Source organism: Salipiger aestuarii (assembly GCF_003259905.1).
In the GTDB taxonomy this organism is placed as follows: Bacteria; Pseudomonadota; Alphaproteobacteria; order Rhodobacterales; family Rhodobacteraceae; genus Salipiger; species Salipiger aestuarii.
This window is the reverse complement of record NZ_QLMG01000009.1, coordinates 51,853-71,507: the sequence shown is the minus strand read 5'-3', so window position 1 is coordinate 71,507 and position 19,655 is coordinate 51,853. Positions and strand designations below refer to the sequence as shown.

At 61.1% G+C, this 19,655-nt stretch carries 17 protein-coding genes; 7 read left to right on the top strand and 10 right to left on the bottom strand.

What is annotated here, in order from left to right:
• Nucleotides 1–7 precede the first annotated feature (7 nt).
• A complete protein-coding gene (locus tag ATI53_RS07110) occupies nt 8–1,882 on the bottom strand; it encodes a relaxase/mobilization nuclease domain-containing protein (protein ID WP_170134535.1) in 1,875 nt (624 codons plus the stop codon).
• Nucleotides 1,875–2,423, bottom strand: a complete 549-nt coding sequence (locus ATI53_RS07105) for a helix-turn-helix domain-containing protein (protein WP_111550058.1) — start codon at nt 2,421–2,423, stop codon at nt 1,875–1,877. Before ATI53_RS07105 ends, ATI53_RS07110 begins: the two co-directional genes overlap by 8 nt.
• A 677-nt stretch (nt 2,424–3,100) precedes the next feature.
• Here ATI53_RS07105 and ATI53_RS07100 point away from each other — a divergent pair.
• Together ATI53_RS07100 and ATI53_RS07095 are read left to right on the top strand one after the other, a co-directional pair.
• Nucleotides 3,101–3,892, top strand: a complete 792-nt coding sequence (locus tag ATI53_RS07100; protein ID WP_111550057.1) for a nucleotide-binding protein — start codon at nt 3,101–3,103, stop codon at nt 3,890–3,892.
• Nucleotides 3,885–4,574, top strand: coding sequence for a hypothetical protein (locus tag ATI53_RS07095; RefSeq protein ID WP_111550056.1), 690 nt, complete (start codon nt 3,885–3,887; stop codon nt 4,572–4,574). Before ATI53_RS07100 ends, ATI53_RS07095 begins: the two co-directional genes overlap by 8 nt.
• Here the strand turns inward: ATI53_RS07095 and ATI53_RS22940 are convergent.
• Nucleotides 4,531–4,950, bottom strand: a complete 420-nt coding sequence (locus ATI53_RS22940) for a hypothetical protein (RefSeq protein WP_146609894.1) — start codon at nt 4,948–4,950, stop codon at nt 4,531–4,533. The two genes, ATI53_RS07095 and ATI53_RS22940, sit on opposite strands and share 44 nt — an antisense overlap.
• A 103-nt stretch (nt 4,951–5,053) precedes the next feature.
• On the opposite strand from ATI53_RS22940, the gene ATI53_RS07090 reads away from it, so the two are divergent.
• The 4 genes from ATI53_RS07090 (at nt 5,054) to ATI53_RS07075 (ending at nt 11,018) form a co-directional block, all read left to right on the top strand.
• Entirely contained in the window at nt 5,054–5,233 is a 180-nt protein-coding gene (locus tag ATI53_RS07090) for a hypothetical protein (RefSeq protein ID WP_040179868.1), read from the top strand.
• 160 nt (nt 5,234–5,393) lie between these two features.
• A complete protein-coding gene (locus ATI53_RS07085; RefSeq protein WP_111550055.1) occupies nt 5,394–5,663 on the top strand; it encodes a hypothetical protein in 270 nt (89 codons plus the stop codon).
• Nucleotides 5,664–6,079: 416 nt separating this feature from the next.
• The gene (locus ATI53_RS07080; RefSeq protein WP_111550054.1) at nt 6,080–7,114 is read left to right on the top strand and encodes an IS110 family RNA-guided transposase; all 1,035 of its coding nucleotides are present in this window, start codon (nt 6,080–6,082) and stop codon (nt 7,112–7,114) included.
• 640 nt (nt 7,115–7,754) lie between these two features.
• Nucleotides 7,755–11,018 carry a hypothetical protein gene (locus ATI53_RS07075; RefSeq protein WP_146609893.1) on the top strand — a complete coding sequence of 1,088 codons (3,264 nt, stop codon included), beginning with the start codon at nt 7,755–7,757 and terminating at the stop codon, nt 11,016–11,018.
• A 117-nt stretch (nt 11,019–11,135) separates the two neighbouring features.
• Here the strand turns inward: ATI53_RS07075 and ATI53_RS07070 are convergent, their stop codons facing one another.
• From ATI53_RS07070 to ATI53_RS07050, 5 genes are all read right to left on the bottom strand, one after another.
• Complete coding sequence (locus ATI53_RS07070; protein WP_111550052.1) at nt 11,136–11,366, bottom strand: DUF6429 family protein; 231 nt, start codon at nt 11,364–11,366, stop codon at nt 11,136–11,138.
• Between the two features lie 50 nt (nt 11,367–11,416).
• Entirely contained in the window at nt 11,417–11,674 is a 258-nt protein-coding gene (locus tag ATI53_RS07065; RefSeq protein ID WP_067296573.1) for a WGR domain-containing protein, read from the bottom strand.
• An 85-nt stretch (nt 11,675–11,759) separates the two neighbouring features.
• Nucleotides 11,760–12,692, bottom strand: coding sequence for a DUF2493 domain-containing protein (locus ATI53_RS07060; RefSeq protein ID WP_111550051.1), 933 nt, complete (start codon nt 12,690–12,692; stop codon nt 11,760–11,762).
• A gap of 369 nt (nt 12,693–13,061) precedes the next feature.
• Nucleotides 13,062–14,093, bottom strand: coding sequence for a DUF7146 domain-containing protein (locus tag ATI53_RS07055; protein ID WP_111550050.1), 1,032 nt, complete (start codon nt 14,091–14,093; stop codon nt 13,062–13,064).
• Between the two features lie 3 nt (nt 14,094–14,096).
• Nucleotides 14,097–18,479 (bottom strand): bifunctional class I SAM-dependent methyltransferase/DEAD/DEAH box helicase, encoded by a 4,383-nt coding sequence (locus ATI53_RS07050; RefSeq protein ID WP_111550049.1) that lies wholly within the window; start codon nt 18,477–18,479, stop codon nt 14,097–14,099.
• A 175-nt stretch (nt 18,480–18,654) separates the two neighbouring features.
• Here ATI53_RS07050 and ATI53_RS07045 point away from each other — a divergent pair, with 175 nt between their 5' ends.
• A complete protein-coding gene (locus ATI53_RS07045) occupies nt 18,655–18,951 on the top strand; it encodes a hypothetical protein (protein ID WP_111550048.1) in 297 nt (98 codons plus the stop codon).
• Nucleotides 18,952–18,979: 28 nt separating this feature from the next.
• Here the strand turns inward: ATI53_RS07045 and ATI53_RS07040 are convergent, their stop codons facing one another.
• Nucleotides 18,980–19,336, bottom strand: a complete 357-nt coding sequence (locus ATI53_RS07040) for a hypothetical protein (RefSeq protein WP_111550085.1) — start codon at nt 19,334–19,336, stop codon at nt 18,980–18,982.
• A gap of 52 nt (nt 19,337–19,388) precedes the next feature.
• A complete protein-coding gene (locus ATI53_RS07035) occupies nt 19,389–19,643 on the bottom strand; it encodes a type II toxin-antitoxin system prevent-host-death family antitoxin (RefSeq protein WP_240778553.1) in 255 nt (84 codons plus the stop codon).
• Nucleotides 19,644–19,655 lie beyond the last annotated feature (12 nt).

Here is a 19,655-nt window from a genome sequence, read left to right as displayed (position 1 = left end):
GAATCCTCTAGAGGCCGTAATCGCCACTGGTATCGTCCCGGTCGCGCCCCCGCTCCTCGGCGCGCTCGAAAGCCTCGATCCGGGTCCGGTAGGTGGCGGCTGGTTCGCTGTCGCGCCCGGTAATGTCATCACCCGCATCCACTGCGGCGATGGCCTTTAGCTCCGAGAACACGGCTTGTCGCAGACCGGGGTCTTCGATGCGGTCCATGAGCGGATCGATCCGGCCAGCGGCCAGCTGATCCATATCCCCGTCGCGCAGGTCTTGCCGCACGTCGGAGATCAGCTTGTCCAGCGTGGCGATGTCGGCAAGGCGACTGCCCTGCCCCGCGTCAAGAATATCCTGACGCGCCAGATCCGCCAAAAGATCACGATCCATGTGCAGCCCCGCAAAAACATCACGCGCGCGCGCCTGCAGGTCGCGTTCGAGCCCAAGCCAGTCCGAGCGCTCCTGGGCGTCCACTGGGCGAGAGGCTTCGAGTTGCGCCTCGCTGCGATGGGGTGCGGTGAAACGGGCAGCGACTTCTTCGATGCTGCTGCCCGCCTCCTCGAATCGTGCCTCCATCGGTGCCAGAACGCGCGCCAATTCCGCTCTGAAACGACCCAGTGCAGCATCGGCCTCAGCGACGAGCGGATTGCCCTCCTCTGCTGCCCGTGCGGCCAGCCCCGCAATCCCCTGAACTCTGTAGGGATCGCGCTCGGGCGACACCGATGAAGAATGATCCGCAAGAAAGTCGCGGCCCAGAAGCCTGCCCATTTCGCGGGCCTGCCCCGCAAAGAGCTGTTCCAGTTCGACCTTTTCGGCACCGGGAGCCATGTCCTGAATGGCGCTCCACGCGGTGTCGGCTTCCGCTTGCAATGTCTCGCGGGCGGCGATCAGACGACCGATCACATCCGCTCCGGCAGCGGGGATATCAACCCCTTCGGCAAACCCTTCTTTCACCGGCATTCCTTTCATCAAGTTGGTGGCGGCAAGCTCTGCGCCCTCCGCGATGCGCCCCATCCATCCATCCGGAGGGGTGTCGGCCTCCAGGCCCATCCCCGCAAGTTGCGCCAGCTGCCGATACCCCTCGGCGTGTCTGCGTATCTCGGCCTCTCGCAGAGCGCTGCTTTCAGGATCCAGCGGGGCAACCACTGGCTCCCGTCCCTCCTTGCGGGCCGCCTGCAAATCAGTGTCCCGCGGGGCGTTTTCCATGATGCCGCGCGACAGACGGGAAGAGGCGTTCAGCACCAGCCCGTGCTCGCCCGCGATCTGCGCATGCAGCTCGCGCATCATGTCATAGCTGATCTCGGAATGGCGGCTGATCGAGAGGAACTTGCCGTCCTCCATCCCGACCTTGTCGACAAGAACATGAGCATGCACATGATCTGTGTTGCAATGAAGGGCCGCCACATACCGATATCGATCCCGGTAATCCCCGCCGAACACCTCCTGCGCCCATTCGCGCGAGATGGCTTCCGCCAACTCCGCCTCGGTTCCCTTGGGAAAGGACAGGATGATGTGATCGGTGTGACCCCGTTTCGGCGCCCCGCACCAGGAAGCACTCCAATCGGCAATGACATTTTCCATGCCACGCTCGCCAAAGACGCGATCGATGCCGATCTGGTTCGACCAGGCTGCGACCCGCGCCTCGTCGCGCAGGATGTACTTCATCTGTCGACGTAACTCTTTTGGCGAATGACACCCGCCCGTGCCGACCCGCTTCACCACGCTTTGCGGCACCCGCAGCGCGTTCCAGGACAATACCGCAACTGCCCCGCCGGACGTGCCACGCCGACGGCCCGGCGATACGCGCGCCTCGCCCGCCATGGCTGCAGAACGCCGCCCCACATGAGGCAGTATCTCGCCTAATACCGCCTGCTGGAGGGTGCGTGCTTCAGCCATCGCGCTGCCCCTCCCCAACGTCCCGAAGATCGGACAACCGGACGAAGGCCCCGCGCAGCGAGGCCGCGCGCAAAGCCTGCACAGCCAGGGCAACCTCTTCAGCCCGGTCCGCAAGCCGACCGACCAGTGCCGCGTCGCGCGCGTTCCACCGCAGCTTGCCTGCATGGGCAAGCTTCAGCATCTGCACAAGATTGCGCGCCAAGGCATTGAGCTGATTGGCCGACGCCTTGAGCGCCGTGACCTCGTCCCGGCGAAACGCGACAATGCCGGATGACAGACGGATCATGTGCCGGAGCAAACCCGACGTGGTCATGCCCGTCTCAGCCACAAGCGCCTCGAATGCTTCAGCCTCACGGGCGGACACCCGAACCTGCAGCACGCGGCCCTTTGTGGTTCGATCCGTCACCACACCGCGCGCCCGCACGCGGGCGACAGTGGGCCGGGAGCAGCCAACACGCACGGCGATCTCCCCATCGCCAAGCCCTTGAGCAGCGAGCCGGAGAACCTCTTGTCGGGCTATGGTGGAGAGGCGTTTGGACATAGCCGGCAAGATTTATCATTAGATAGTTTTTGTAAACACGAAAACTCTAATGAGTCGCCGCACAAGTTTTGTCATACACAATACCGTTCCTGTCAACGTCCCTTCGGTCCGTTGTCGCACCTTCGGTGATCAGCAGGCAGGGCCTTGGCCATGCCTGCTGTAAACCCCACGCGACAACGAACAGACCGAAGGGACACCGCCTCCCCCGCGCCGCGATCCGGGACCCCAGCCCGGATCCTGAACAGGCGCGGGAATGACGTCGGCGCAGCCGACACGATATCCCTTCATTAGCGTTGAATGCTCAAAGGGGTTCTCCCGGAAGGAGAAGAAGACCTTGTGGGATTGGAACGCCTGCGCAGCACCGTGCGTATTACGTCGGCGCTGATACGGATAGTCGATGGTCAGGTGACCCGACACCTCGAAGGCTGATGGCAGCATTGGGAAATTGCCACAACGACGCGATGGCGAAAAGGATGGACGCTGCAATCACGGTCGGCGTGAGTGACCTGCTGACCAATTGACCGAACGCGTACGCAGATGATCGCCAAAACAGCACATCGCCTCAGCAGATACACATCTGTCTGACCCAAAGGTTGAACGTCTGTATCGCGCAAGGTCTGGACGCCATCCCGAGGCATCGCCATAACGGCGCAAAATATACGTTATGGAGACATTGAATGCTTGTTGTGACGGCCATCTCCGCGAAGGGCGGTTCGGGAAAGACAACTCTCATACAGATGCTTGCGTCCGCCATGCTGGCACGCGGCCGCCGTGTGCATGTCATGGATGCGGATGCTGACAAGCAGATCCTCGAATGGGAATCAAAAAGCGCGCGCGCCGACTTCGGTGATCTGCCACGCCTTCCATGGCCCACGGGCTTGACCGTGGCCGATGCCCCCGAGACCGTTGAAGGCCTTTACCACGCGCTGGACAGCTTTGAGGCTGAAGGTGTTGATCTGGTTCTGATCGACACCCGCCCCGGCGAGCATCCCGACACCGAAACACTGGCGCTGGCCTGCGACATGATCCTGGTGCCGGCCGTGCCGGTACAATCGGATTTCGTGGCGGCCCTGAAAACCCTGACATGGGTTATGCGCATGATCGAGACCCTCGGACCGGATGACCCCGCCCCGCTGTTTTCCGCGGTATTGATGAACGCGGACAAACGCGCGATCGATTTCGTGACCGCAGGCGATGACCTTGAGCGTGATGCGGCAAGAAGCAGGGTTCACCGGCAGGACCTTGAGGTCTTCGAGGTGATTTCAACCCTGCCACTTCTGCCCACGCCGGTGCCCCATCTCGCCGCGATCCAGCGCATGCCGCTGACCGGGCCACTGGGATATGTGCGGGACATTTATGAACAAGATCTTCGTCATCGGTTGCAGGCGGGGCATCTTTCCTCCGCCCTCGCCTTATGCAGTGAGATCCTTAGCGACATCGAGGCCGTGGTGGATGCTGCCAATGGCTAGGAAGATTCCAAACCGGTCCGGGACCGCTGTCTCGAACGAAGACAGGCTGGCGCGGTCGCGGCAGTTCGCCACGAGCGCCACGAAATATGCCGCGTTCGATCAGAGTACGGCGGAAGCGGTCGCGACAGAAGGCCCAGCGGTAAAATCAGTGGTCAAGAATGAACCCCGGAAAGGGGAAAAGGCAGCCGCGGCTGAAACGGCGCGCATCAACTCGGGGGTATCCACCCAGCCGGTGGCGGATGATGCTTGCAGCACTCGCACCGAAGGGCAGTCTCGAACCTATTACGTGCGCATCGGAGCTGAGGATCAGGCACGGATTGAGGCGCTGGCAGAACGATCTGGCCTTGATCCGGACTACGTTCGGCGTGCCTTGATCAAAGCGGTTCGCGCCCGCATGCAAAACCTGCGCGACACCGCGACCTGGCATGAGGTTGCCTCCGCTGCACGACCACGCCTGGCCGAGTCCAAAGGCACTGGTGCCCCCTTCATGAAATCGATGATCAGACTCGACGCCGCCCATATGGCGGCGTTGCAGACAGGCATTGATGACCCGCTCAACGTCTATGGGGTGACGCAGCTGTTATCCGCCTTCGGTAAGGCGCTGCTGCACTCCGAGATCGAAGAGCTCGCTCAAAAGATCAGCGGCATCGAAGCCCGGGCAGCGCGTCCTGATCCAGCGTAAAGGCATCGCGTGCGGTCACGACAGCGATCTGACCGCCCGCCTCGATCATGTCGATGAGCTGTGCCCATTCGGCAGGATCAGCATCGCGTTGCGTTGCGATCCCGTCTTGCACAGAAAAGGCAGCCTGCTCTCCGGTCGCCGCGAGAAGAACAACTTGTTGCGGGAATTGGTCATCGTCAAAACGCGACAAAAAGTACGCATGGCTCACGTTTGGGTTGTAGACACGGTCAGGATCGCAAACTAAGAGCAAAGTTCCGTCGTTTGCAGTCGCAGCATAGGTCTCCAGACCTCGCGACAAGCCGATCTCCCACTCGGCAGCGACAGCCGATGAAGCCGCGCCCAGAAAGAGCGCAATATGTAGAGGCCTGTAAAGCAAGTTTGTAAACTCCGTTTTGTGTTGGCCAAGCATATATAGGTACAGGCATATACCTGCCACCTGATAACTGCGGCTCCGACCAAATGGAGGTCAGGAGTTGAGCATGAAGAATTATGCGGGTTACCCGGTCGAAGTCATTTGGGCGACGGTAAACGGTGAAGATGTCGAGGTTGGCGTCGTGTTCCAGTGGATCTGCGGCATGCGCCGTACAAGATGGTCCGATGACTTTGAGCCGTCGGACGGTGCGAACCTGAGGTACGAGCCCTATGAGGACGCAGGATAGACCGCCTCCAGCACTAAAATGCTCGCGAGCGACCGGAGCAGGACACGATTGTGATCCGGGGGCAATGACACCGAGAGAGAGAACACGCGGGGCAGAGATCGTTGCAAAGGCGACGACGGCTTGCAACGCTACCAAAGAGAACCGATAGGAGACCCATGAGATGAAAGAGATTTTCAACGTTGGCGAGACAATCTTGCTGGACGGCGCGCCGCTTGCACTGGTGACCCCCGATGGCGTCAAGGCCTGGATCGAAGACGGCGTTCAGCACAGCTTTCGCTATGACCAAGTGCGCGATCCGCTCAGCGGCCAGATGAAATACCGCTGTCTCTACGAGAAAGACGGGTCGGATATGCCGTTCGTGCTGGTAGGCAACCCTGACAGTCACGAAGGCGCGCACGTTATTCTGTTCGACCAGAAGCCAGACGCATAGCCCTTCGGAATCTTATGCCAGGTGGCGAACACTTGAGCCCCTCGGCTTCGCCCGGCGGCAGCGTCCACCTTGCAAGAGGGATGCAGACCCGTCAGGGCTGAAAGTGGATCGTGAAGGCGACCATGTGGCAAACGTCTTGGGATGGCTCAGGATGAGACAGGCCAAGACGTATTGGCACAGGAATACAGCAAGGTCAGAATTCAGGGCGGAGCCTCAGCAGCCCGGCCCCGCTTACGGGGCTTGCCCATGTCGAAACCTTCACCATTGTAGACAGTCACGCACATCGCAGCATGGACGCCTCTTTCCCAGGTGCTGCATCGTGTTCGGCCCAGAGCATGCGTAATTGGGCTACCCTCTGTTCTGAGGTCGAGCTCCCGATAGGATCACAGGATGACTGTGAACAAGGGAGATGAGAAATGGAATATTTTGCTGGAATAGACGTATCGCTACGATCCTGTGCGCTTTGCATTGTTGATGGCAAGGGAACGGTGTTGCTTGAGCGAGAGCTGCCATGTGAAGTTGGCGAGATCGCTGAGTGCCTCGGAGCGTTTCCCCATCCGATTGAACGGATCGGCTTTGAAGCAGGCACGCTGAGCCAACATCTGTTCTTTGGATTGAAGGCAGAAGGTTTTGACGTCGTGTGTATGGAAGCACGTCAGGTCAATGCGGCGCTGTCGGCAATGCGTAACAAGACAGACAAGAATGACGCGCGTGGCATCGCTCAAGTTCTACGCACTGGTTGGTTCAGCCCAGTTCATATGAAAAGCCGAGAGGCACACGGGGTCCGTGCTTTGCTGAGTACACGCAAGGCACTGCTCAAGAAGACGATGGATCTCGCCAACGAAGTTCGTGGCCTGTTGAAGATCTTTGGCATTCGCCTTCCAATGACGGTGAAACACGGGAGCTTTGACGGCGTCGTCCGGCCGCTCATCGAGATTGATGACGTTCTGGCGCATGCCTTGGTCCCGCTCTTGGATGCCCGCGTGGTTCTCTACCAGCACTATCTGGAGCTGGATCGGCGGGTCAAACGCGCGGCCAGCCATGACGAGGTTTGCATGCGGATGATGACGGTCCCAGGTGTTGGGCCGATTGCATCGCTAACCTTCAAAGCTGCGGTTGACGATCCGGCACGCTTCAAACGGTCTCGGACGGTTGGCGCGCATTTTGGCCTGACCCCACAACGCTATCAGTCGGGAGAACACGACAATCCCGGTCGCATCTCTAAAGCAGGCGACCGAGATGTCCGTGCGACGCTGTACGCGGCCGCGAATGCGTTGCTGATGCGCACGATGGCTGGGTCGCAGATCAAGTCCTGGGGCATGCGCTTGATGCGCACCAAGGGTCGTCGTCGCGCCGTTGTTGCTGTTGCACGCAAAATCGCCGTCTTACTGCATCGGATGTGGATTGATGGCACGGAATTCCGTCAGGATCAGGTGGGAGGCAAGGCATGATCTAAAACGCCGACCACCAAATCCTAGCGGGGTCGTCCCTCACCGGACGAGGTCTGTGGACGAAGCCGAAAATGGCTGCTGCGCAACGTGAAGCGCGTCTCAAAGCAAGGCTATCCACTGCCGATCCGACATATGCGTGCAGCGGTGCCATCACGGCATCAACCAGACTGCGAAGAGAAGCGTGACCCGGATGAGTGACAATGACCCAAAAGAATAAAGGAAAACGAGCTTGACCCAAACACCCAATTAGAGAAGCGGTCGTTCATCGAGCCGCCTCGCGCCGCATTGCGGTATCTCTGAACCTGCCGTTCGTCGCCAGTCGCAGCATTCTTGACCGTCCAACATCAGGAACCGCTTTCCAACTTGAATGACCTGAAGCCTTCGGGCGAAGAGAGTGTCGCGACGATCAGCATGGGAACTGCTCAGGCTCCGTTCCCAACAGCCCAGCCCGAAGGGTGCGCCCACCACACACACGTAAACCCCATGGCTGGCGTTGTTCAGGAGGCCTACCGAATCCACTTTCAGGTCATATGGGCAACAACATCTAGCGCTTGCACGGCACATATCATACCATAAACGAGAGACCTTGCCCAACCACTACGTACCACTGGCTTGCGTTTATGGCCGCTTGGAATTCGATATGAACAATTTTCCCCGGCCCTCTGAAATCATGAGGCACAACAGACCCTATCTATTCTCGGACAGCAAAACTGAGGGCGTATACATATTGGCAAAATCCGAGCTGAGCCATCATTTGGAAAGCTTAACTCAGCGGAATCAGCACCAGGACTTTGAGATTTTTGCGCGCAAGCTGTGCGAGAGAGAGATTTGCCCGAACCTCCGTCCTCAGACCGGGCCGGAGGGCGGCGGCGACGGAAAAGTAGATACGGAGACTTACTCCGTTGCGCCCGAGATATCAGACCGCTGGTTTCAGGGACTGCCAGGCTCAGGTGCGGAAAGGTGGGGATTTGCTTTCAGCGCGAAGGAAAAATGGGCGCCGAAAGTTCGGAGCGACGTCCAGGGCATTGTTGATACAGGTCGTTCTTACGACAGAATTATATTCGTCACCAGCCGCGCGGCGCGATCCAAGGATCGCCTGCGGGTCGAGGACGAACTCGTCAAAAAGTTCAATGTTCCCGTCACGATTCATGACAGATCATGGATTATTGACCGGGTTTTTGAGCATGATCACAAAGACCTTGCATATGAATATCTGAAGGCTGGTCAGTATGACGAGTCCAAAATGGTGGTCGGGCCGCGCGATTTTGAACGGAGGAAGACTCTAGACGCACTCGAAGAACGGATCGCCAAGGGAGGACAAAACGGCGGAGAAATCACGCAGCGGGTCGTGGACGCTCTGGAAGCTGCGCAGTTGTCGAGAATGCTGGAAAGGCCGCGGATCGAAACAGTCGGTCGATTTGACCGGGCAATAAAACTGGCAAAGAAGCACGGAACTAGGCGGCAGAAAATGCAGGCCATCTATGAGGGCGCCTGGACCGATCTGTGGTGGTTCGATGAAATTGACGCCATCAATGAATCATACGAGGAGATTGAAGCGCTTGCGTTTGAGGAGAACCACGCGGACGACATATCCAAGTTGTCCAACCTGTACACGGTTCTGACTGCGCGGGTTATGCAGGGTTGGGAAGGTGCTGAGGAACTTGAGATTGAGGCGCGCGGCGAACGTCTGCGAGTCAAGGTTCAGGAGATTAGCGCAGACGCGTCCCGGCCAAACAATGCGCTTTATGGAAAGGCGCTTGGCCACCTGCTGGAGCTATCGTCTGCATCCGTCAAGACAGATGTAGAAAGCCTGGATGCAGTCTGGAACGGCCTTTCCGATGTTATTGATCAAGCACATGGACTTGGAGAATTTCCTGCTGAGATGATCGATCAAGTGATCGATGCGCTACAGCCCTTTGCTCCTGCCAGCGATGCATTCGATGCTCTGGTGCTTAAGCTAGCTGAGTTTATGGGCGAAAGGGCCAAAGAAGGAAAAGCCGGAAAAATCCTCTTTCGAAGAGGCGAGCAGCGGCTCGAAGCCGAAGAGCCAATAGAGGCCATTCGCTGGCTTGGCAAAGCGTCGATTTATTTCATGAAGGAGGAATACGCGGAAGAGCAGTTCGAAACGCTCTATTGTCTTTCTGTTGCCTATCGCGGCGCAGGCCTTCTGTGGGCAGCGCGCGCGACGTCGCTATCAGCGCTGGTCAGAATGGTCATTTTGTCAGATGGCACTGACGGCCCCAGGCCGGAGCTTGTTCCATCCGCAAGCCTCTTCGCCATGATATCCATACAGCTCGGACGGTTTGTCGATGCGCTGAATGTGATCCTCTGGCTGAACAGCCTGCATGAAGTTCTGCCCTTGTCCGATGAGGGCCGCGAAGGCCTCCGGAACAAGCTGCTTGAGTTTGACCGCCTTCTGATGTGTCAGATCGTCAACCTGGAAGCAGACGATCTCCGGGCGCTGTCCACTGTGCCCGACATGCTTGAGAAGCTGCGTTTGTTCTCGGCCCGCATGGCGTTGATACTCTTGCTGGGCCATGCCGAAAGCCTGGAGCAGGATGGCTCGATCCCTGAAGAGGGCTCGATAGATGAACTCAAAGAACTTGCAGAGCTGGCCGCTGTGCAGCCGGCGGCCCGAGACCTTCCCAAGCGCCTTCTAATGTACCAGAACCGCGAGTTTGAGGCCTCAGTGATCCTCCTGGGTGTAAAGGTGAAATTCACTGCGGACGCGTCGGTGTTCGGGCACTTGCTGTGCGAGGCCCATATCGGCGCGCTCGAAGGCTTCCTGGCAACATCTATTGAGACGGGTATGCTCGCCCACGCCTCAGAATTGTCTGTGTCGGTAGAGATATGCGAAGACCTCGGTGAACCTGACATTATTTTTGATCCGGGCTCAATGATGCTGACGGTCAAGTGGCCTGTCGAACTGGATGTCAGAGATGTTGCCCACCATCAGACGCTTTGCGATCATCTTATAGACTTTTGCGCCCGGGTTATCGACGCAATTGCTGTGGTGAATCCTGACAAGGACAACGGGTTCATGTCGCAGCTCGTAGACGAGTTTGTTATCCAGCGCAGTATCAGCTTCAGCAATGCTTGCATTGGCAATCATCGGCTTTTCGGTACGCACGCATCAACTATCGCGGGGCTGCAGTTCCTTTCCGAGAGGGAGTACCAGCTTAAGAGTGATGCGCCAACTGTGATAAGGGGAGCGTTTCTTGATGAGCGTAGGGGAGAGGACGAGGGATTTACGGACCCGGAGAAGATTGTTCAAAGTCATCGGGGTTGCGTCGTCGAGTCCATCATTAACTTGCATCTCTGGGATAGGGCCGGATGGAACGGAATAATGTTTGCGGGTTATGGCCCTGCATATCCTCCCATGCTTGCGCTGATATTTCGTGATGAACAAACGGCATGTTCAATATTTTCCGGATGGCGAGATAAATTCGGGTCGCGGGATAAGGAGGATGCTATTCGGATTGCGCTCCTGAGAGGGGTTGATGCGCAGCATCCGTCACATTACCGCGCGTCGATCTCCAAGAATTTCGACCCCAAAAAGGATGGTCTGGACCCAAGCAAGAAGTTTATGCAAGCCTCGCGGATGCTAACCATGACCCCGCCAAACAGCAACAACCTGGATACGTTTCTATCTGACTTCGAGGAGAAGCAGTGTTTCATTCTGGCACCTGCGGTTCTTGGGCCTGAGGGTGAACCGCAGTTTTTCACTGACCTTTCGATTTTGAAGCGAATGCTCTATGTCCGGGAGGCGTGGGAGGTTGGCGTTCACGATCAAGACGGCATGGCACTTCGCAGTGACGACAACATCCTGGTGCCGGATGGGATTGAAAACCCGCCATGCTTTGAATTGATGGAATTGAAGAAGCGCCTTCGGGAGGCGAGATAAGACACTTGCGCCTACCATGCGATCACCTGATTCTGCCACTCAGACATCCGCTTCCGCGCAAGCAGGTCATTCGTGCGGCGCGCAGCGAACGACTGGAAGGTCCCGCAAAGCCGCCCGTCACTCAGCCTTGCTGAAATCCCGCGCGAGAATCTCCCGCGCATGCGCGACCCATTCTGGGGTCAGGCTCAGCGATTTCGCCTTGTTTTTGGGATCAAAAATCAGGCCGTTCTCGAAAAGCCGGTTGGTGATGGCCCAATCGACTCCCTTCCAGACCTGATCGCCGTAATGCAGCGTCAGGCTAAGGATCGCGAGAGCCGCATCATCGATCTTGTCAGTGTCGAGTGCCATCTCCCCCTCGTTTTCCTATGTCTGCCCGCTTTTCGAACCGCGGCCGCGCATCATGCATAACCCCGCCGCTTCTTTATCGCGGCAAGTTTCATCAGCGCGGTGACAGCGCGCCCTTCATCTGGATGCTGCTCAATCATCATCTGCCCGCGCGCGCCAATGCGGCCCCATTCGCGCACCAAGCTGGCGCCCCCAAAGAGATCGGGCTGAATGCTCATGCGGTAAAACCGCCGCATGTTGCATGCTGGATCGATCCGCCGCATCTGCAGGTCGGTCGGGAACACCTCAAGTTGAGCGACAGAGTGAGACATATCGTGATCCAGCAGGCTTTCTTCCAAAATATCAGGTGGAAGCCTGCTCTTCCACCTCGATTTCCCCGCGAGGGGAAAAGGGGGCTCACGCCCCCTTCTCGAACTTCATGACCGGGATGCCCAGCTTCTTGGCCTTGTCGGCGAGGTTCTCCTGGATGCCGGTGCCCGGGAAGACGAGAACACCCACCGGCAGCACCTCCAGCATGGCGTCGTTGCGCTTGAAGGGGGCAGCCTTGGCGTGCTTGGTCCAGTCGGGTTTGAAGGCGACCTGCGTCACGCCCCGAGCCTCGGCCCATTTGGCGGCAATGAGTTCTGCGCCCTTCGGGCTGCCACCGTGCAGAAGAACCATGTCGGGATATTTGGTCCGGACCTGATCGAGCTTGCCCCAGATCAGGCGGTGATCGTTGAAGTCGGTCCCGCCAGTGAGGGCGACCTTGGGGCCTGCGGGCAGCATCACCTCGGTTTCCGCGCGGCGCTTGGCGGCCAGGAAGTCGCGGCTGTCGATCAGGGCGGCGGTCATGTGCTGGCGGTTCACCATCGAGCCGGTGCGGGGGCGCCAGGTGGATCCCGTGTGATGGACGAACTCGGTGGCTGCATGATCGCGCATCATGTCCATGCAGTTGCGCCGTTCGATCAGGGTCAGGCCTTCGGCCGTCAGGCGCTCGAGTTCGGTGGATTTCACCTCGGAGCCATCCTGCTCGCGCTGGAGGCGGCGCTGCGCCTGCTCGTTCTCATCGAGCGACCGCTCAACCCTCGCCGTGGCACGGTGGAAGAGGTTGACCTGGCCCCAGAGCACCTCTTCGAGGTCGGGTTCCATGCGGGTGTCTTCCAGGGTCGCGACGAGGGCATCGAAGATGTCGGCGACTGCGACCGCGAGGCGCTGCCCATCGGGCATCGGGCGCGGATCGGGCTCATCAAAGGGGCGGTAGCCATAAAGCTGCAGCTCGTCGAGCGCATGGGCGGTCTGGGATGCGGTGTGGGCGGGTTCATACGTGTCGTCGTGAGTGTGGATCGTCATCTGTTTCTTGCCTCCGGGCCTGTCTCATCCGCGCGACAACCCGCGCGGCCTTCATGGGCTGCGAAAGCTGTCACTGGGGACGCCCCCTCACCCCGCCTTCGGGGCCGGAACGCATGTGGAGGAGGGCGGCAGGCAAGCTATTTGTTTCGCGATGCAAAGCGGGGGCTCGTCCCCCGCGGCAGAAATAGCTTGCCTGCCGCCCTTGAGGGGGCGGACCCTTTGACGGCCGCCTGCCCATCTCTTGAAGGCCGTGCGGGTGTCGGGTGGATGAGATTTACCCCGAAAGAGGCAAAGGGGATGATCAACACCCGCGACAGGGATACATGACCCCTGCCCCGCACTCCCGGACCGCCCCTTGCGCGATGCAAGTCAGCCGGACAGGCGATGCCGATCCTCTGGCCCGATCTGCCCTGCCAGATGCTGGCGCAGCGCATCCTTGCCGCTCGTCCGGAGATCGTCGTTGAAATCCCCGAGCCGTGGTTCCAGCACCCGTACGACAATCCCGGCATCAAGGGCTCTGGCGCTCAACCTCTCTGCCGCGCTGCGCCCCGCCGGATCGCGGTCGATGGCGATGTAGAGGCGTTGCAGCCTCTCCGGCAGCAGGACCGCCCCGAGGTGACCTGATGAGAGCGCCGCCCAGACGGGAAGGTCGGGCACAGCTTCGACCAGTGACAGCATGGTCTCGATGCCCTCGCCGACGACGAGGATGTCATCATGCGGGATCAGCCTGACGGCATTGCCTAGGAGGTGACCCATGGCACGCCTCTGCGTCTCGACAGCTGCCTTTCCCTGTCCGTCAGGCGCCAGCCAGGTACGATGCACGCCCTGCAAGGCCCCTGCCCCATCGGTGACCGCCGCAATCAGCGCTGGTCTGGGGATGCTCTGGGTCTGACCCTCATCCCGATGCCAGCATTTCGGGTGGAAGCGAAGGGCGCTCATCTCCCCGCCTTGGGTCAGGCCACGGGCGCGGAGGTAGGTGTCGGCAAGCGTGCCTGCGACCGGCATGGAGGCTGCAAACAAGCGCGCCGCCGCCGCTGGCGTGCCGCCGGGGGTCTTGGCCTTCTTCGGCATTGGCGCATCCGGGAGGACCGGCTGCGGACGGCCCAGATGCGCCCGGGCTTCAGCCAGAAGATCGGGAAAGCGCGAAATCCCGGTCCTCTCGCGGATGATGTCGAGAAGATCGCCATGTTCGCCCGTGGCGCCGTCGGTGAACTTGCCGGCCGCGCCCGGCCCGGACGCAAGCCCGGTCAGCCGCACGAAGAGCGACCGGCCGGGATTGTTCTGCAGATCGCCGACGATCCAGTAAGACCCTTCCCGCCGTCCGGCGGGAAGGTAGGCGCGACACACGCTCTCAGCGTTCTCCGCCAGAGCGCGGATCACATCTTCAGTTTCGGAATACATGGCTCAACACCCTCCGCGCGCATGTAGTCCTGTCACGGGACAACGTGCAAGTATACGATCAAGCACTGCGATGCCGCTGGGGTCTGCTGGGCAGAAGAGCCGCAGCTTCCAGGCGATGATCTCCGAGAAGAACCCATCTGCCTTGAGCCGGTCCTTGGCGGCACCCAAAAAGCCCGACAGTTCTATCCGGTTCACCCCCATGACGCGGGACCGGTGCAACTCCATCCCCTCGGCCAAGCGCACGACCGTCTTGCCCTCCAGAACAAGGGCATGGACCTGCGCCGCCGTGAGCTTCGGCGCATCGGCGGCAAGTGTGGTCGCGACCCACGACGGCGAAACGCGGCGACCGATGATGCGCTGACCGTCATCGGTCTGCAGCCGGTAGACGCGGGTTTCATCTTGGGGGAGCTGCTTCCAGATCGGCAGCAAGAGGCCCGCCACGATATGCAGGGTGGTTTCCGAGAACTCCGGCACTTCAGCCAGTTCTGCCGTCCAGGCTTCAGTGAAGGCCGCGCGGTCGGCTTCGAGCCAATGGGTGTCGTCCATGATCTTGGCCGGAACCGTGCTCGCCTCGGTCGGCCGGATCAGCCTGAGGCGCGGCTCGATAGTGCCGTCGTCCATCATTAGGCTGGTGGCGGGCGCCTGCACGGCAGACCGGCCCGAGCGGCTGTTGACCAGCAGGCGTGTCTTTGGGTCGTCGAGCCAGTCAAGCGCATCCGCGAGCGCGGTCGGAGCATTACGCCGCTTTTCCGCGATGCTCAGGAGCTGGGTTTCCGCGCCGGAGCCGGGATGGGTGTAGATCACCCGCGCATCCGTGACGCGAAAGCTTTCGGCGCGCAGCGTCTCGAGCCCGAGGTCGTAGACCCCGGCGGCGATAGCACCCTCGATCCGTTGGTCGAGGAGTTCCTCGAAGGCCGCGAAGAGCACAGCCTGCATGTCGATTGTGAGCGCCAGCAGGCGATTGAGGAAGGTCGTGATCGGGGGCAGGTCGTCCTTCAGACCGTTGTCATCGGTCAGGCTGAGGCCTGTCGCGTCCTCAAACGCCATCAGCGAGCAACCCGCCACATCGCCGCGATAGATGCGGCGGTAAAGCTGGCGCAGAGCGTCGCGGGCATAGGGAGATTCCAGATTGTCCTCGGGCCGGAACAGCCCCTGCCCGCCGGTTTGACGCTGGCCGCGCGTGATGGCACCCAGCGTGTCGAGGCGGCGCGCGATGGTGGAGAGGAACCGCTTCTCCGCCTTCACATCGGTGGCCACGGGCCGGAACAGCGGTGGTTGCGCCTGGTTGGTGCGGTTGGTGCGGCCCAGTCCCTGAATGGCCGCATCGGCCTTCCAGCCCGGTTCCAGGAGGTAGTGGACCCGCAGGCGCTGGTTCTTCGCCCCGAGATCGGCGTGATAGCTGCGCCCCGTGCCGCCGGCATCCGAGAAGATCAGGATGCGCTTCTGGTCATCCATGAAGGCGGCGGTTTCCGCGAGGTTGGCAGAGCCCGCCCGGCTTTCCACGACCAGGCGGGCGGCAGCACCCTCGCCCTTCCTCACAATGCGCCGCGAGCGTCCCGTGACCTCGGCCACGAGATCGGTGCCGAAGCGCTGGACGATCTGGTCAAGCGCGCCGGGCACAGGCGGCAGGCTTGCCAGATGCTCGATCAGCGCATCGCGCCTGCGCGCAGCTTCGCGACATTCCACCGGCTGGCCGTCGCGCGTGACAGGCCGCGAGGAGAGGTTGCCTTCGCTATCGGTGAAGGGCTCGTAGAGCTGCACCGGAAAGGAATGCTGCAGATAATCCAGGCAAGCCTCTCTTGGCGTGATGTCCACCCGCACATCGTTCCACTCGTCCGTGGGGATGTCCGACAGGCGGCGCTCCATCAGCGCCTCGCCCGTCGAGACAATCTGGATGACGGCCGCGTGGCCTGCGGCGAGATCGGCGTCGATGGCGGCGATCAGCGTGGGAGTTTTCATCGAGGTCAGCAGATGGCCGAAGAAGCGCTGCTTGGCGGACTCGAAGGCTGAGCGGGCGGCGGACTTGGCCTGGCGGTTCAGCGTACCGCCGGATTCGCCAGTAATGTTGGCCGCTTCCAGCGCCGCGGACAGGTTCCGATGTATGACTCCGAAGGCGAGCGCATATGCATCATAGATCCCGCGCTGCTCCGGCGTCAGCGCATGTTCCAGCATCTCGTATTCGACGCCGTCATAGGACAGCGAGCGCGCCGTGTAGAGGCCAAGCGACCGCAGATCGCGGGCCAGCACCTCCATCGCGGCAACGCCGCCAGCTTCGATAGCTTGCACAAATTCCGCCCGCGTCGAAAACGGAAAGTCCTCGCCACCCCAGAGCCCGAGGCGCTGCGCATAGGCGAGGTTGTGCACCGAGGTTGCGCCGGTGGCCGAAACATAGACCACGCGGGCATTGGGCAGCTTGTGCTGCAGACGCAGGCCGGCCCTGCCCTGCTGCGAGGCCGTTACATCGCCGCGCTCGCCCTTGGACCCTGCGGCGTTGGCCATGGCATGGCTTTCGTCAAAAAGGATCACCCCGTCGAAATCAGCCCCGAGCCAGTCGACGATTTGGTCGACGCGGGACTTTTTGGCGCCCCGTTCTTCGGAGCGCAGCGTCGCATAGGTAGTGAACAGAATGCCCTCGCTCAGCGGGATGTCGCGGCCTTGTGCAAAACGCGACAGCGGCGTGACCAGCAGCCGCTCCTGGCCAAGGGCAGACCAGTCGCGCTGAGCGTCCTCGAGAAGCTTGTCGCTCTTCGATATCCAGAGCGCCTTGCGCCGACCCTGAGCCCAGTTGTCGAGCACAATCCCGGCCGACTGGCGGCCCTTGCCCGCCCCAGTGCCGTCGCCAAGGAAGAAGCCGCGGCGGAAACGGACGGCGTCCGCGGCATCGTCCGGCGCGGCCGAGACCATGTCGCCGGTTTCATCGACAGTCCAAGACCCCGCGAGATACGCGCCGTGCGCCTCGCCCGCGTAGATCACGGTCTCAAGCTGCGCGTCGGACAGAAGGCCATCGCGCAGGATGGCGGCTGGAAGCTTGGGCCGGTAGCTGGGTTTCGGAGGAGCGACCGAAGCCATGGCCGCAGATTGCACAAGCTTGGTCGGGTGCGGTTCCGCTCCGGGAATGTCGATAGCCTGCAGCCGGAAGGTCTCATAAATGGCATCCGACAGGCGCGCGCTGGTATCATCCTCGGTTACATCGCGCAGGCTGTAAGCGAGGTCGGCGGCGGCAGTCGGCGCAGCGGTGTTGGTGGGGGCTGTTGCAGGCGTGGCGCGCCACGAGCTGATGCCTGTGCGCGTGGTGCGGGCAGGATTTCCCGGGAAGGGGGAAGTGAGGCCCTGCCCTGCTGGTGCGACCTGCGCCAGCACAAGGCGCGGGGGGACGTGGGCGATAATCAGCGACAGCAGGCTGGCGACATCAGGCGAAATCGGGCGCGCCAGATCGGCGGTGATGCCGCCCGCCTCGCCACCACGACATTTGTCGAAGACCGAAATCCGCGTCTCGAAGCTGGTGCCGTGTTTGGCGAAGGCAGCACCAGACACAGCGCCGGTGAAGACCAGATGCGCGGACTCGGTCAGGCGAGCGAAGGTCTCGGCCCAGGCGGGGGCATCCGGCGCGAACCCGGCGCCGGTGATGGCGACCAACCGTCCGCCGGGGGCCAGACGCGCAAGCGCCGAGCGCAGATGCCGGGCTGTCGCCTCGGTGGTGCGGGCGTCGACATTGGCCACCGCCGAGAATGGCGGGTTCATCACGACGACGCTCGGGCGGACGCCCGCGTCGAGATGATCGTCGATCTGCGCCGCGTCAAAGCCTGTGACAGGCCGCCCCGGAAACAGGCGGCGGAGAAGATCGGCGCGGGTGTCGGCCAACTCGTTCAACGCGAGGCTGCCGCCCGCGATTTCTGCGAGGACCGCCAGAAGGCCCGTCCCAGCCGATGGCTCCAGCACCAGATCGCGCGCGGTGATCTGTGCTGCAGCCAGTGCCGCCAGCCCCATGGGCAGCGGTGTCGAGAATTGCTGGAACCGCTCCATCTCTTCAGACCGCCGCGTATGGGTCGGCAAAAGGCCCGCCACCTTGACGAGGATCGGCAGCAGCGCCGCGGGCGAGCCCGCCCGGGCCAGGAGCGCACGGCCGAACTTCCGCAGGAACAGGACCAGCGCTGCCTCGCCCGCTTCATAGGCCAGCTTCCAGTCCCAGGCGCCGGTCGCATCAGAGCCGCCAAAGACGCGCTCCATCTCAACGCGCAGGCGAAGCGCGTCGATCTGGAAACCCTGCGCCAGATCGGGCTGCAGCGCTTCGGCCACGCTCAAGATCGCAGCGGCCGTATCGAGGGACGGGATGGGGGAAACAGGCGCAAGCGCGCGCTCGGTCGCAAAATGGGCGAGATGGGTCATCGGGAAACTCCGGAATGAGGAACAGGATCAGGCCCGGACACCCTCTTTCGGGCACCCTCAGGCCTGACCTTCCCCGGCCCTCCTCTCCCTCTCAAACCCCATGATTTCCGCAGGCGGCTTGCTTTTGTTCCTGTTATGTTCTATTTTAAAACCAAGCTATGAAGGGAGATCCCCGATGGAAAGCACCACTTACGCCCTGCCCGCGACGCCCAAGCAGATCGCCTATGCGCGCGCGCTGGCCCTGCGCAACCAGACGCTTCTGCCGTGGGAGGTTCAGCAAGATCGGCGGTCGCTGAGCGCGTGGATCGACGCACAAGCCAAGCTCACACCCGCGACAGCGCTGGACAGCCTGCCCTCGTCCAAACAGGTCGCCTTCGCCGAGCGCCTCGCCCGGATCAAACGCCGCGCCGTCCCGGATGAGTGTTTCCGCGACAAAGGGCTGATGTCGACGTGGATTGATGGGAACAAATGAAGCTGGTCTGATCCTGCGGTGACCGAGATTACTTCAGCCGATCGACAACGGATGCCCCGCCCGACCTGGCAAGCGCGATGAGGCTGGATTGGATTTTGGATGTGAAGACGGAACTGAACGTGCCGATGGGCGTGCGGTCCTCCCAGACATAGGACCGCTCCAGAATATCCGTGTTGATCTCGTCCAGCATGACCCATTTGCGGACATGGGTCTCTAACCCCACGCGCTGCGACTCGATCTGTGGCAACTCGATAAATTTGCGCGAGGGCAAGGGCGGCTGCGTGGTGATCGGCAGGATGAACACCACAGTCTCGCTATCGGACTTGGCGACAGTGACGGCGATACAGACAGGCCGCGTCTTGCGGCCCTCAGTCTCGCCCGCCATCTGCTCGCGTTTCCATAGGAACGGGTAGCGGAAAACCTCTCCCGCACTCGGCTTAGTCATCCGCCTGCGTCAAGTCCCGCTCGAGCCCCTCTATCATCAGCGCCTTGAGATCCTCTGGCATCTCGTCAACCATGTGAGCCTGTTGCGTGGCCCCCCGGGTGAGCTGCTGGTACTGGTCCATGCTCATCAGCACGAATTTCGGCTTGCGGTGCTTGGTGATCGCAATCGGCGACCGAATGGCCGCGTCGAACAGGTCACTGGTGTGCCGCGTCAGGTCGGCCGCCTTGAACTCGGGAAGATCATGCACGATCTGGGTCTC

Excerpts from the sequence above, each read along its gene's own strand:
- ATI53_RS07110 (WP_170134535.1), bottom strand. The coding sequence starts at position 1,882 with ATGGCTGAAGCACGCACCCTCCAGCAGGCGGTATTAGGCGAGATACTG.
- ATI53_RS07105 (WP_111550058.1), bottom strand. The coding sequence starts at position 2,423 with ATGTCCAAACGCCTCTCCACCATAGCCCGACAAGAGGTTCTCCGGCTC.
- ATI53_RS07100 (WP_111550057.1), top strand. The coding sequence starts at position 3,101 with ATGCTTGTTGTGACGGCCATCTCCGCGAAGGGCGGTTCGGGAAAGACA.
- ATI53_RS07095 (WP_111550056.1), top strand. The coding sequence starts at position 3,885 with ATGGCTAGGAAGATTCCAAACCGGTCCGGGACCGCTGTCTCGAACGAA.
- ATI53_RS07090 (WP_040179868.1), top strand. The coding sequence starts at position 5,054 with ATGAAGAATTATGCGGGTTACCCGGTCGAAGTCATTTGGGCGACGGTA.
- ATI53_RS07085 (WP_111550055.1), top strand. The coding sequence starts at position 5,394 with ATGAAAGAGATTTTCAACGTTGGCGAGACAATCTTGCTGGACGGCGCG.
- ATI53_RS07080 (WP_111550054.1), top strand. The coding sequence starts at position 6,080 with ATGGAATATTTTGCTGGAATAGACGTATCGCTACGATCCTGTGCGCTT.
- ATI53_RS07075 (WP_146609893.1), top strand. The coding sequence starts at position 7,755 with ATGAACAATTTTCCCCGGCCCTCTGAAATCATGAGGCACAACAGACCC.
- ATI53_RS07070 (WP_111550052.1), bottom strand. The coding sequence starts at position 11,366 with ATGGCACTCGACACTGACAAGATCGATGATGCGGCTCTCGCGATCCTT.
- ATI53_RS07065 (WP_067296573.1), bottom strand. The coding sequence starts at position 11,674 with ATGTCTCACTCTGTCGCTCAACTTGAGGTGTTCCCGACCGACCTGCAG.
- ATI53_RS07060 (WP_111550051.1), bottom strand. The coding sequence starts at position 12,692 with ATGACGATCCACACTCACGACGACACGTATGAACCCGCCCACACCGCA.
- ATI53_RS07055 (WP_111550050.1), bottom strand. The coding sequence starts at position 14,093 with ATGTATTCCGAAACTGAAGATGTGATCCGCGCTCTGGCGGAGAACGCT.
- ATI53_RS07050 (WP_111550049.1), bottom strand. The coding sequence starts at position 18,479 with ATGACCCATCTCGCCCATTTTGCGACCGAGCGCGCGCTTGCGCCTGTT.
- ATI53_RS07045 (WP_111550048.1), top strand. The coding sequence starts at position 18,655 with ATGGAAAGCACCACTTACGCCCTGCCCGCGACGCCCAAGCAGATCGCC.
- ATI53_RS07040 (WP_111550085.1), bottom strand. The coding sequence starts at position 19,336 with ATGGCGGGCGAGACTGAGGGCCGCAAGACGCGGCCTGTCTGTATCGCC.